At 66.9% G+C, this 11,947-nt stretch carries 11 protein-coding genes; 10 read left to right on the forward strand and 1 reads right to left on the reverse strand.

The features are described from left to right. Nucleotides 1-25: 25 nt before the first annotated feature. Both AC3ITW_RS10560 and AC3ITW_RS10565 read left to right on the forward strand, forming a co-directional pair. On the forward strand, nucleotides 26-1,324 hold the full coding sequence (locus tag AC3ITW_RS10560) for a replication-associated recombination protein A (protein ID WP_223276803.1): 1,299 nt from the start codon (nucleotides 26-28) through the stop codon (nucleotides 1,322-1,324). 189 nt (nucleotides 1,325-1,513) lie between these two features. Further along, the gene (locus AC3ITW_RS10565) at nucleotides 1,514-1,885 is read left to right on the forward strand and encodes a DUF805 domain-containing protein (protein WP_041864515.1); all 372 of its coding nucleotides are present in this window, start codon (nucleotides 1,514-1,516) and stop codon (nucleotides 1,883-1,885) included. A 73-nt stretch (nucleotides 1,886-1,958) separates the two neighbouring features. Here the strand turns inward: AC3ITW_RS10565 and AC3ITW_RS10570 are convergent, their stop codons facing one another. Next, the gene (locus AC3ITW_RS10570) at nucleotides 1,959-2,333 is read right to left on the reverse strand and encodes a hypothetical protein (RefSeq protein ID WP_012511008.1); all 375 of its coding nucleotides are present in this window, start codon (nucleotides 2,331-2,333) and stop codon (nucleotides 1,959-1,961) included. Nucleotides 2,334-2,615: 282 nt separating this feature from the next. Here AC3ITW_RS10570 and AC3ITW_RS10575 point away from each other — a divergent pair, with 282 nt between their 5' ends. From AC3ITW_RS10575 to AC3ITW_RS10610, 8 genes are all read left to right on the forward strand, one after another. Then, a complete protein-coding gene (locus AC3ITW_RS10575; RefSeq protein WP_012511009.1) occupies nucleotides 2,616-3,644 on the forward strand; it encodes an alpha/beta hydrolase in 1,029 nt (342 codons plus the stop codon). A gap of 122 nt (nucleotides 3,645-3,766) precedes the next feature. After that, the gene (locus AC3ITW_RS10580) at nucleotides 3,767-5,143 is read left to right on the forward strand and encodes a YncE family protein (protein ID WP_012511010.1); all 1,377 of its coding nucleotides are present in this window, start codon (nucleotides 3,767-3,769) and stop codon (nucleotides 5,141-5,143) included. 51 nt (nucleotides 5,144-5,194) lie between these two features. Then, nucleotides 5,195-6,244 carry a heme/hemin ABC transporter substrate-binding protein gene (locus tag AC3ITW_RS10585; protein ID WP_012511011.1) on the forward strand — a complete coding sequence of 350 codons (1,050 nt, stop codon included), beginning with the start codon at nucleotides 5,195-5,197 and terminating at the stop codon, nucleotides 6,242-6,244. Continuing rightward, complete coding sequence (locus AC3ITW_RS10590) at nucleotides 6,241-7,284, forward strand: FecCD family ABC transporter permease (RefSeq protein ID WP_012511012.1); 1,044 nt, start codon at nucleotides 6,241-6,243, stop codon at nucleotides 7,282-7,284. Before AC3ITW_RS10585 ends, AC3ITW_RS10590 begins: the two co-directional genes overlap by 4 nt. Beyond that, nucleotides 7,281-8,042: a heme ABC transporter ATP-binding protein gene (locus tag AC3ITW_RS10595; protein ID WP_006366865.1), complete on the forward strand. Its 762-nt coding sequence runs from the start codon at nucleotides 7,281-7,283 to the stop codon at nucleotides 8,040-8,042. Before AC3ITW_RS10590 ends, AC3ITW_RS10595 begins: the two co-directional genes overlap by 4 nt. A gap of 64 nt (nucleotides 8,043-8,106) precedes the next feature. After that, nucleotides 8,107-8,856 carry a hypothetical protein gene (locus AC3ITW_RS10600; protein ID WP_012511013.1) on the forward strand — a complete coding sequence of 250 codons (750 nt, stop codon included), beginning with the start codon at nucleotides 8,107-8,109 and terminating at the stop codon, nucleotides 8,854-8,856. A gap of 440 nt (nucleotides 8,857-9,296) precedes the next feature. Next, nucleotides 9,297-11,333 carry an elongation factor G gene (gene fusA, locus AC3ITW_RS10605; protein WP_489390331.1) on the forward strand — a complete coding sequence of 679 codons (2,037 nt, stop codon included), beginning with the start codon at nucleotides 9,297-9,299 and terminating at the stop codon, nucleotides 11,331-11,333. Nucleotides 11,334-11,564: 231 nt separating this feature from the next. Further along, nucleotides 11,565-11,837 (forward strand): hypothetical protein, encoded by a 273-nt coding sequence (locus AC3ITW_RS10610; RefSeq protein WP_006366874.1) that lies wholly within the window; start codon nucleotides 11,565-11,567, stop codon nucleotides 11,835-11,837. The last annotated feature ends 110 nt before the right edge of the window (nucleotides 11,838-11,947 follow it).

Consider the following 11,947-nt stretch of genomic DNA (forward strand, 5'->3'; position numbering starts at 1 on the left):
TCTGCTGAGCGTTGATCGGGAACATATGCGCCCGCTCGCCGAGCGCATGCGCCCGCGCACCCTCGACGAGATGGTCGGGCAGAAGCGCCTGCTGGCGCCGGACAGCGCGCTGCGTCGCGCGGTCGAATCCGGTCGCGTGCATTCGATGATCCTGTGGGGGCCGCCGGGCTGCGGCAAGACCACGCTGGCGCTGTTGCTGGCCGAGTATTCCGACGCCGAGTTCCGCGCCATCTCCGCCGTGCTGTCCGGCCTGCCGGAAGTGCGCCAGGTGCTGGCCGAGGCCGCGCAGCGTTTCGCTGAAGGGCGGCGTACCGTGCTGTTCGTGGACGAAGTGCACCGCTTCAACAAGGCGCAGCAGGATGCGTTCCTGCCGCACATCGAGCGCGGCACCATCCTGTTCGTCGGTGCCACCACCGAGAATCCGTCGTTCGAGCTGAACTCGGCGCTGCTGTCGCGTTGCCGCGTGCACGTGCTGGAAGGCGTTTCGCCCACCGACATCGTCGAGGCGCTGGAACGTGCGCTGGGTGACCGCGAGCGCGGCTTGGGCGAGGAGGGCATCGAGGTCGCTCCCGAACTACTGCTGGAAATCGCCACCGCCGCCGATGGTGACGTGCGTCGTGCGCTGACCCTGCTGGAGATCGCCGCCGAGCTGGCGGGCGGGGAGGGCGGTCGCATCACCCCGCAGACCCTGACCCAAGTGCTGGCCGATCGCACCCGTCGCTTCGACAAGGGCGGCGAGCAGTTCTACGACCAGATCTCGGCACTGCACAAGTCGGTGCGTAGCTCCAATCCAGATGCCGCACTGTACTGGCTGACCCGCATGCTCGATGGCGGCTGCGATCCGTCCTACCTGGCGCGCCGGTTGACCCGCATGGCCATCGAGGATATCGGCCTGGCCGATCCACGCGCGCAGAGCATGGCACTGGAGGCCTGGGACATTTACGAGCGGCTGGGCAGCCCGGAAGGCGAACTGGCCTTTGCCCAACTGGTGCTCTATCTGGCCAGTACCGCCAAATCGAACGCAGGCTATGCCGCCTTCAACCAGGCGAAGGCCGATGTGCGCGAGAGCGGTACCGAAGAAGTGCCGCTGCACCTGCGCAACGCGCCGACCAAGCTGATGAAGGAGCTGGGCTATGGCGCCGAGTACCAGTATGACCACGATGCCGAAGGCGGCATCGCACTGGACCAGACCGGCTTCCCGGATGCGATGGGCGAACGGGTGTACTACAACCCGGTTCCTCGTGGCCTGGAAATCAAGCTGAAGGAAAAGCTGGACCGGCTGCGTGCCGAGCGCGAGGCGGCGCGGGCCGCGAAGGGCCGCTGAGGCGGCTTATGTAGAGTCGAGCCATGCTCGACTTCGCTCTTGCGCGGGTTACGCTGGCCTTCTGGAACAGCAGTCGAGCACGGCTCGACTCTACAGGGGGCAATGGCAGTCGAGCATGGCTCGACGCCACATTGTCCTGCGCGCCTGCATTTGGCACACTGCGCGGCTACTTTTTCAAGGATTGATGCCGTGCAGGAAATGATTCTGCCGTTGAAGCGTTACGCCCAGTTCGATGGTCGGGCCAACCGTCGCGAGTACTGGATGTTCCAGCTGTTCCTGTTGATCGTCTCAGCCGTCCTGATGGTGCCGCTCATCGCCGGGTTGGTGATGCAGTCCGATGGCTTGGGCATCGCGTCGATCATCCTGTTCGTCGTGTTCTGGCTGGCTACCTTCCTGCCGGTCATCGCTGTCACCGTGCGCCGCCTGCATGACTGCAACCAGTCGGGCTGGATGTACCTGCTGGCCTTCATTCCGTTCGGTGGCCTGGTGATCTTCGTGTTCGCACTGCTGCCGGGTACGCCGCAGGAGAACGCATATGGTCCGGTGCCCACGGGGCCCTGACCTTGCGTGAGTCGAGCATGGCTCGACTCTACAGAGGCAAAGAAAAGAAGCCGGCGTTTCGCCGGCTTCGTCGTTACTTCAGGGTGCAATCGCCGAACGACAGATAGTCCGAGCCGGAGCTGAACTGCAGCGTGCAGCTGGCGGTGAAGGTGGTGCCTTCTTCCAGCGCGCTGAGCTTGGCGGCCTGCTGCGCATCGTCGGTGGTCAGCCGGGCCAGGACATTGCCCTGGTCATCGCCGGCCTCGATTAGCGGCTCGCCCTGCAGGTTGCTGGAAACACCCAGCGCGACGGCGGTGAAGGTCACCGTCTGGTTGAGTTGTTCCATGCTCAGCGTCGAATAGCCGGCCTCTTCATAGGCCTGGTAGAGCGTCGGCAGATCCTGCGCGGCATGGGCGGCCAGCGGTGCGAGCAGGCCGAGGGAAAGTGCGATCAGGGTGGTGTGCTTCAAGAGAGTCTCACGATCATGGGATCCAATCCCATGGCGGTCATGGCGCGGATGAACGCGACCGGATCGGCGGCAGACTGCCCGCCCTCCATGGCTGCGCTGTAAGCGGGGCGATCCAATGCCCCGGTGGCCGGCAAAATAGGGGAAATGCCGTGCCCAGCGCAACCGGGTCGTCGCGCGCGTGATACACAGCGTGACGTTCGATCGATGTGATAATCATTCGCGTTTAAGGTAGACTGCGGTCCCTTGTGAACCGGCGGCCCTGGGCCGCTTCTGCCGCCGCTGATGAAGCATTTCGTCCTGCCTTCGCGCCGTGGTCCGCTGGCCCGCGGCCTGGCCGCCTTGATGATGGGTCTGCTCCTGGCCACCCCGTACGCCCACGCCCAGCAGCGCAATCCGCTGCAGAAGATCGGCCACACCGTGCTCGACGAGCCGGCGGCCAGCTATCGCTTCGAGCATTTCGTGGTGGACAGCCCCGACCAGCAACGCCGCTGGCGGGTGAATGTGGCGATCCCGGCCAAGGCCGGCAAGGCGCCGCTGCCGGTGTTGTACGCGCTGGATGGCAATGCGGTGGCGATGGTGCTGGACCAGCCGCTGCTGGCCGAGCTGGCGGCACGCAAGGCGCCGCCGGTACTGGTGCTGATCGGTTACGACAACGACCTGCGCATCGATTCCAAGGCGCGCACCCGCGACTACACCGCATGGATCGACCGTGCAGACGATGAGAGCGGCAGCACGCAGGCAGTCGGCGGTGGTGCCGCCGCTTTCCTCGACGTGATCGAACGCCGCATCAAGCCCGAAGTCGAGCGTCGTGCACGCATCGACGCGCAGCAGCAAGCGTTGTGGGGGCACTCGCTGGGCGGGTTGTTCGTGCTCAATGCGCTGTACACGCGTCCGGCGGCGTTCCAGTCCTATCTGGCGGCCAGTCCGTCGCTGTGGTGGAGCCAGGGTGCGGCGCTGGGTGATCCGGAACAGCAGTTCGTGCAGAACGCGCATGGGCAGCCGGCGAAGCTGTGGCTGATGCTGGGTGGCGCCGAGCGCGTCGGTGATCGCGGCAAGCGCGACATGAACAACCCACGCGTGGTCGCGCACCTGCGTCGTATCGGTGGGGCCACCCCGGATGCTGCCATGCAGCTGTCCGAGCGCTTGGGCAAGCTGCCGGGCATGCGCGTGCAGTACCGCGAGTTCCCCGGCCTCGGCCATGGCCCGATGCTGCCCGCGTCGTTCCACGCTGCGCTGCATGAGCTGTACGGCGTGACCGACCGCAGCGCCGGTGACGGCGCGCCCAATGGTGGTGACAACGCCGCCGAATGAATCCCTTCGCATGCCAAGGCATGCGACCCCACTACCCAGGCGAGGCTGCCGATGTGCAGCGGCCCAGGCAACCGATGAATCCCGCGTCACGTGGCGCGGCCTACGTGTGCAAGGAGCCTTCCATGTCGTTCCGTCCGTCTTTCCGTCTCACTTCTCTCGCCGCTGGCCTGTTGCTGGCCGTAACCGCCACCGCACAGCCGGTGTTCGATCAGCCGGCCAACGCCACCTTCAAGGGCGAGGTCGTCTCGCGCGGTGAGAACGTGGTTCCCGGCAGCACTGCCGACGTGGTCGGTCGCGGTTTCGTGCCGGGCCAGAAAGTCAGCCTGCTGCGTGGCGACAGCGTGCTCAACACGCAGCCGCTGGTGGTCGATGCCGATGGCAACTTCAAGACCCAGCTGAGCATTCCGGCCGATGCCGTGCCGGGTACCCACCCGGTGGTGGTGCGCGCCAGCCAGCCGGCTGCAGCCACCGTGCTGAAGCTGCGCGTCTCGCCGCAGCTGCCGCTGTCCGGCCAGGCGCAGTTCGTCACCCAGTCCAACAAGCTGGTGCCGGGCCTGTACCAGTCCGCCTACAGCGCCGCCAGCAACGCGGTATTCGTGACCTCGGCCGTGGGCCGCCCGCCGGTGACCCAGTCGCAGCTGCTGAAGCTGGACCCGAAGTCGCTGAAGGTGACCAAGGCGATCACCCCGGCGCAGGTGCCGGGCAGCACCAATGGTGCGGTGTACGCGGTCTACGGTGTCGGCGTGGATGACACCAACGGCAATGTGTGGGTCACCAACACCCGCCAGAACTCCATCGCGGTCTACCGCCAGAAGGACCTGTCGCTGGTCCATCAGTTCCCGGTCGATGCCGTGCCGCATGCGCGCGACGTGGTGGTTGATGGCACCCACGGCAAGGTGTTTGCCTCGGCCACGGGTGAGGACCACCTGTCGGTGTTCGACGCCAAGACCCTCAAGGAGCTGCCGGCGGTGACGCTGGAGTCCGGCGTGGACGACGGCAAGTTCACCCCGATGAGCCTTGTGCTGGACGAGAAGGGCGGCAAGCTGTTCACCGTCAGCATCGGCACCCCGGAAGCGGCGATGATCGACGTGGCCAGCGGCAAGGTCGAGAAGGTCATTGACCTGGGCAATTCGATCAGCGCCTCGGGCGTGGCCTTCGACGCAGCGCGCAACCGCCTGTACGTGGCCTCGCAGGGCACCGATAACCTGCTGATCGTCGATGTGGCCGCCGGCAAGGTGCTGCATGACGTGCCGGTCGGCGCCGGTGCGCTGAACGTCGCCTTCGATGATGCCTCCGGCCTGGCCTACGTCAGCAACCGTGGCGCTGGCACGGTCACCGTGGTGAACGGTGACGGCAAGGTGGTCGCCAACCTCGACGGCGGCACGCTGCCGAACCACGTCCGTGCCGATGGCAAGGGCAACGTGTTCGCGGTGAACAAGTCGCGCGGCGCCGAAGACCCGAAGGGTGACCGCATCACCCGCATCACCCCGAAGCAGTAAGTCACACGGCGGGGCGGCGTGCACGTCGCCCCGCCAGCAAGGAGAACAAGCATGAACATCGCGTCCCGTCTGCGCCTGTGTGCGCTTCCGTTGGCTGTCTCGCTGGCACTGGCCGCCTGTGGCGGTTCATCGACGCCCTCGGACAGCGGCAAGCCGGTTGAGCCCGCCGCCGCCGCAACCGCGGCTGGCGAAGTTGCGTTGCCTGCAGGCTGGCAGCGCGTGGCCGGCACCGATATGCCGGCCGTGCGCGACCAGAAGGCAGTGCTGCCGGCCAAGGTGCATTCCGATGACGGCGCCGACGTCGAGGTGGCCGATACCAGCCGCATCATCGCCGGTGGTGACGACGTGATCGCGGTGATCGAGGCGCTGGGACTGGACAAGCAGGTGTTCGCCGCGCCGACCAATACCACCACCCAGGCTGGCCTGGCTGCCCCGCACCAGTTCCTGTTCAACCGCACCACTGGCGTGGAGGGCGTGCTGAGCCTGCAGGGCTCGCTGTTCCTCGGCAACAGCCTGCGCCGCCACACCGAGCTGGCGAAGAAGCTGCGTGAGGTGGGCGAACCGGCGGTGGTCATCGATGACCTGCAGCCGGCGCCGGACAAGGTGCGCAAGGTCGCCGCCGCACTAGGGCTGGCCGAGGCAGGGCAGACACTTGCCACGCAGGTGCAGCGTCAGCTCGATGAGGCTGCAGCGATTGGCAAGGGCCTGGGCCATGCGCCACGACTGATCCACGTGTCGGCCACCGGCGCCGGTGGCTCACCGACTGTTGCGGGTGCCGACAGCGCATCGGCGCAGCTGATCGCACTGGCTGGTGGTGTCAACATCGGCACCGAGGCGGGGGTGAAGAACTACTCGCAGCTCAGCAATGAGGGCGTAGTCGCTGCCGCACCGGAGGTGATCCTGGTGACCGAGCATGACCTGCAGCTGTTCGGTGGTGCCGAGGGCCTGTGGAAGGCGTACCCGACGCTGAAGCAGACCCCGGCCGGGCAGGCCAATCGGGTCTGGGTGATGCCGGATGTGCAGCTGAAGTACACCAGTGTCGGATCAGGTGCTGGTGCGCTGGCGCTGGCCAAGGCTCTGGCGGCGTTGCCGAAGGCATGAGTCCGGCGGATCGGCGCCGCCGTCGCGGGCGGACGATGTTGCTGGTGGCGTTGCTGGCACTGCTGGGGGCAGTGCTGGCCTCGTTCGCCGTGGGCCCGCTGCGGCTGCCGCCGATGGAGGTGATGCAGGCGTTGGCGGTGAAGCTGGGCCTGCTCGATCCGCAGGCGGTCAGCAGCCGCGACCTCGCCGTGGTCTGGCAGCTGCGTATTCCGCGCGCGCTGTTGGGCGCGATGGTCGGTGCGTCGCTGGCGATGGCCGGTGCCAGCCTGCAGGGCCTGTTCGGCAATCCGCTGGCCGATCCCGGCATTGTCGGTGTCAGCCAGGGCGCCGCGCTGGGTGCGGTCGCCGCCATCGTGCTCGGCGCTGCCGGTGCGGCTGGCTGGCTGGTGCCGGTGGCCGCGTTCGCTGGCGGCGCACTGGCAATCGGCCTGACCTACGCATTGGCCCGGCCCGGCAAGGGCACGGGCAACGCCACGCTGCTGCTGGTCGGTATCGCGATGGCCGCGTTCTGCTCGGCGCTGATCGGTTTCCTCACATATATCGCCAGCGAAAGCGAGCTGCAGTCGCTGGTGTTCTGGCAGATGGGCTCGCTGGCCCGCGCCAACTGGGCCGATGTGGCAGCGGTGGTGCCGTTGTTCGCCATCGGTGTGTTCGCGCTGCAGCGATTGGCCACGCCGCTGGACATGCTGGCGCTGGGTGAGCGCCAGGCACAGCACCTCGGGCTGGATGTCACCCGCACGCGTCGCCGCCTGGTGGCGTTCAGTGCGCTGCTGGTGGGTGCGGCGGTGGCGTTTGCCGGCTCGATCAGTTTCGTCGGCCTGGTGGTGCCGCACGTGGCGCGCCTGCTGGTCGGCCCTGGCCATCGCTGGTTGCTGCCGTTGTCAGGCCTGCTGGGCGCACTGCTGATCGTGGTGGCCGACACCGCCGCGCGCACATTGGATCCGCCGGCGGAGATTCCGCTGGGCCTGTTTTCGGCCGCACTGGGCGCACCGTTCTTCCTGTGGCTGGTGCTGCAGCAGCGCCGCAAGGCCGCACCATGAGCGTGTTGTTGAAGCTGCACGAGGTGGTGGTCCGTCGCCAGCAGCGCGAGATCCTGCACGGCATTTCGCTCGCGTTCGAACCGGGAACGGTGACCGCGCTGGTCGGCCCGAATGGCGCGGGCAAGTCCACGTTGCTGGCTGTGGCGGCAGGTGACCTGCGTGCCGACGCTGGCGAAGTAAGCCTGCTCGGCAAGCCGTTGGCTGGTTACAAGGCCGGGCCACTGGCGCGCGAGCGTGCAGTGATGCCCCAGGAGCACGGCGTGCGCTTCGCCTTCAGCGTGGAAGAAGTGGTTGCGATGGGGCGGCTGCCGCATCCGCCGGATCCAGCCGTGGACGACGCCCAGGTGGAAGCGGCCATCGATGCCGCTGAACTGCAGGCGCTGCGCCTGCGCGAGGTGCAGCAGCTGTCGGGCGGTGAATCGGCACGGACCACGTTCGCGCGCGTGCTGGCGCAGGACACGCCGCTGCTGCTGCTGGATGAGCCAACCGCAGCGCTGGATCTGCGTCACCAGGAACGCACGCTGCGCAGTGTGCGCGCCTGTGCCGAAGCCGGTGCGTGCGTGATCGTGGTGCTGCACGACCTCAATCTGGCCGCGGGCTATGCCGACCGCATCGTGCTGCTGGAGCAGGGCAGGGTGGCGGCCGATGGCACGCCGTTGCAGGTGCTCACCGAAGACAACCTGCAGCGTGTCTACCAGCAGGATGTGGTGGTGCTGGAGCACCCAAGGCGTGGGGTGCCACTGGTGGTGGTGACCTGAGCATCAACGTGCTCTGCCTGGCGACGTATGATGTGCGGTTCGTTCTCTTCAATGGACTGATGCAATGATCCGTACTGTTTCACATGGCGTGCTGCTCTCGGCAATGGTCGCCTCCGTATGCGCCGCCAGCACCGCGTCCGCATCCTCGGTCTCCCTGATCAAGGCCGCCGAGCAGGCCTCGCTGATCGAGAGCCGGTATTCCGCCGGCGGGAGTGCTCCGGTGGTTCCGGTGACGACCCGCTATTTCGCCAGTGATGAAGTGCTCGTCAGCTGGGATGACCAGCAGGTGCTGATGCTATGCAGGGAGGCGGTGTACCTGCAGATTCCTGCCGGCAAGGCAGGTGACGTTGCGCTGGCCGCTGAACAGCGGCAGATGATTGCCTATCAGGCAATGATGTCCGGCCTGGGTTCGCTTGCGGCCGTGGCCGAAGCGGCGGGGGATGCGGTGGTGGTGGCGGACGACGGCAGCGAGACCCGTCGCGCGGGTGAGAGCAGCTGGGCCTACGGGGTGGAACGCCATGACATCACCACCCAGCGCATGGCCGATGGCGCGCTGCGGATCCGGGCACGCAAGACCGAGACCGTGAACAAGGCCAAGCCTGCGGAGCCGGACGACATGTTCAGTACCGAAGACGACCAGGCGGCGCGACTGTCGGAGCTGGCGCCGGTCGGCAGCTGGACCGAGGTGGTGGTCCATGGCGGCCCGCGCCAGGCGCAGGTGGATCCGGCGATGTCGTTGAAGGGATGGATCTCGATGGGGGACGACCAGGCTGCAACCGTGGCTGAGGCGCGCAAGCTGCATGAGTGCAAGTGAGCTGAGCTGGGGTCAGAGCCCTTTGCCCGTGGCAAAGGGATCCGACCCCGAGACCCGTCGGCCTCATTGTTCTATTAATGTGCGCAATATTCACTTGCGCGCCAGATTGACAGGTCTAGAATGCGCCCCATGAACCGGATGCCGCTCCTGAAGTTTTTCACCCTGACCCGCGCAAGCGCGGAACGGGCGTGTCTGCCTGGAGCCCCGCGAGGCCGTTGAGACGGCCATCGCAGGACCTTCGACAGAGCGCCCTCCGGGGCGCTCTTTTCGTTTCTGATTTCCCGCAAGTCGACTAACAGTCGACTCTACCCAGTCGACCCTACCCAGTACCCAAGGAGAACGTGCCATGCACCAGATCGCCGAGACCGAACGCTAGCCGCGCGCCCTGTCGCCAACCGGGGTGCGCGGCCCCCGAAGTTGGCTTTGCAGGAACCTTTCTCATGAACACCCAAGTCCTTTCCCGCCGTCGCAACCTCGGCATCATTGCCCACATCGACGCCGGCAAGACCACGCTGACCGAACGCCTGCTGTGGAAAAGCGGCGAGATCCATCGCGTCGGCGAAGTGCACGACGGCAATGCGACCACCGATTTCTCGGCGATCGAGCGCGAACGTGGCATCACCATCGGCGCCGCCGCCGTGCAGGCGCAGTGGGCGCCGCGCGACCTGCCGCCGCATCGGCTGACCCTGATCGACACTCCCGGCCACATCGACTTCGCCATTGAAGTTGAGCGTTCGCTGCGCGTGCTCGACGGAGCCGTGGCTGTGTTTTCGGCCGTGGATGGAGTGCAGCCGCAGTCGGAAACCGTGTGGCGCCAAGCGCGTCGCCATCGCGTGCCGCTGATCGCGTTCGTCAACAAGATGGACCGCGTCGGCGCTTCGTTCGAGCGCGTGCTGGAGCAGCTGCAGGACAAGCTGAGGGCGCGGCCGTGGGCGCTCGGCGTGCCGCTGGGCAGCGAAAGCGACTTCAACGGCTGGGTCGACCTGGTCGATGAGCGCGTGCTGCACTGGCAGGATGGTGCCGTAACCACGGTGACCCCGTGGGACGACGCGGCGCGCACCTTGTGGCAGCCGCAGCGCGACGCACTGGTCGAGGCCGTGGCCGACCACGACGAACTGCTGGCTGATGCCTGGCTGGAGGGTCGCGCGATCGATGCGGAACTGCTGCGGGCGGCGATCCGACGGGCGACGCTGGCCGGTGCAGGCGTGCCGGTGCTGGCCGGTGCCGCGTTCAAGGACAAGGGCATCGAGACGCTGCTGGATGCGGTGGTCGATTACCTGCCGTCGCCGCTGGATCGCCCTGCTGTGACTGCCGAAAGCGAAGGCGGTGACGTGGTGTTGCCGCCGGATCCGGACGGTCCGCTGGCCGGCCTGCTGTTCAAGATCACCCACCAGCAGCACGGCGCGCTGAGCTTCGTGCGGCTGTACTCGGGCACCTTGAAGGTCGGCGATGCGGTGGCCAGTTCGCAGCATCCGCAGGGGCGGCGTGTCAGCCGCCTGGTGCGGGTGCAGGCCGACCAGACCCATGACATCGAGCAGGCCGTGGCCGGTGACATCGTCGCGGTGCTGGGCTGGAAGGATGCGGTCAGCGGTGAAACGCTGAGCGACCGCGCGCAGCCGCTGCGCCTGGAGAGCATCCAGGCACAGGCACCGGTGCTGGCGTGGCGGCTGGAACCGGCGCGCGCGGCCGACCTGATCCGGATGGCGCAGGGCCTGGCCAGCCTGGCCCAGGAAGATCCGTCGTTCCGCGTCGAGACCGATCGCGACACGGCGGAGACCCTGGTCTGGGGCATGGGCGAGTTGCACCTGGAGGTGATGGTCGAGCGTCTGCGCAGCGAATGGAAGGTCGACGTAGGCGTAGGTGCGCCGCGTGTGGCCTACCAGGAAACGCCGATGCGTGCGATGGCCGGGGTTGTGGGCCGGCTGGTCAAGCAGACCGGTGGCCAGGGCCAGTTCGCGCACGTGGTGCTGGATGTGTCGCCGCGCGAGGACGGCCAGGTGGTGTTCAACGACCGCATCGTCGGTGGCGTGGTACCGCGCAGCTTCATCAACGCCGTGGAGAAGGGCGTGCGTGCGGCGCTGTCGGAAGGCCCGCAGGGCCATCCGGTGGTCGGTATCGAGGTCAGTCTTGTCGATGGCCAGACCCACGCCAAGGACTCTTCGGAAATGGCGTTCCATCGCGCCGGTGCCGAGGCGATCAAGGCGGCGCTGGCCGAGGGTGGCACGCAGCTGCTGGAGCCGGTAATGGCGGTGACGGTGCATTCGCCATCGGCGTCGGTGGGTGATGTGGTGGGCGACCTCAACCGTCGCCATGGCCGTATTGCCCGCATCGAAGACCAGGAAGGTCGCGCCGAAGTCAGCGGCTTTGCGCCGCTGGCGCAGCTGGTGGGCTACACCACTGCACTGCGTTCGCTCAGCCAGGGTCGGGCGAGCAGCGAGGCGCACCTGCACGGCTACGAGCCGGTACGCGCTGCGTGAGGAAAGGCGAGGGGAGCCCGTGAGCGGGCTCCCCTTTTTTGTAGGCGTTGGTGGGGTTCCGTATCCACGCATTGCGCTTCGCTACTGCGAAGCGGCGCGAATGATGAATCCGCATCGACACGCGAATATTTGCACTGCATTGCAACAAAACTGCAGAAAAAGCTGGATTAAAGTGATGCCTCACGATAAATTGCGCACCCCCCGTTGCTCGCCGCCGCCCGCACCCCTCTCATGCGTGATGACAAAGACCCCGGAACCCTTGAGCTGACCCTGCCGCGCAAACGCGGCCGTCCGCCCAAGTTCGGGTACGCAATGAGCGACGCACAGCGGGCCGCGCGCTACCGGGCGCGCCGGGCCGGGCAGGCCAACCACGCCGATGTGCGCGCCTGCAGCGACATGGTGTTGCTGGACAAGATCCGCGCTGCGGTCAGCGCCCGCGATACCGAGCTGGCCGGCTTTCTGGTCCACGTTCTCTGGCAACGCTACCCCCTGCAGCTGAAATAGGTCGTCGGTGGGGTGGCCGTTGTCATCGAGCTTGTTGATAATGCGGGATTCAGGTTGTTCCCGCTGGCGCGCCCGGGATGGCAGGCGCGCATGATCGAACGGTTCCCAAG

This window comes from Stenotrophomonas sp. KH_052 (assembly GCF_057838755.1).

Excerpts from the sequence above, each read along its gene's own strand:
- AC3ITW_RS10560 (WP_223276803.1), top strand. The coding sequence starts at position 26 with ATGCGCCCGCTCGCCGAGCGCATGCGCCCGCGCACCCTCGACGAGATG.
- AC3ITW_RS10575 (WP_012511009.1), top strand. The coding sequence starts at position 2,616 with ATGAAGCATTTCGTCCTGCCTTCGCGCCGTGGTCCGCTGGCCCGCGGC.
- AC3ITW_RS10580 (WP_012511010.1), top strand. The coding sequence starts at position 3,767 with ATGTCGTTCCGTCCGTCTTTCCGTCTCACTTCTCTCGCCGCTGGCCTG.
- AC3ITW_RS10585 (WP_012511011.1), top strand. The coding sequence starts at position 5,195 with ATGAACATCGCGTCCCGTCTGCGCCTGTGTGCGCTTCCGTTGGCTGTC.
- AC3ITW_RS10590 (WP_012511012.1), top strand. The coding sequence starts at position 6,241 with ATGAGTCCGGCGGATCGGCGCCGCCGTCGCGGGCGGACGATGTTGCTG.
- AC3ITW_RS10595 (WP_006366865.1), top strand. The coding sequence starts at position 7,281 with ATGAGCGTGTTGTTGAAGCTGCACGAGGTGGTGGTCCGTCGCCAGCAG.
- AC3ITW_RS10600 (WP_012511013.1), top strand. The coding sequence starts at position 8,107 with ATGATCCGTACTGTTTCACATGGCGTGCTGCTCTCGGCAATGGTCGCC.
- fusA (WP_489390331.1), top strand. The coding sequence starts at position 9,297 with ATGAACACCCAAGTCCTTTCCCGCCGTCGCAACCTCGGCATCATTGCC.
- AC3ITW_RS10610 (WP_006366874.1), top strand. The coding sequence starts at position 11,565 with ATGCGTGATGACAAAGACCCCGGAACCCTTGAGCTGACCCTGCCGCGC.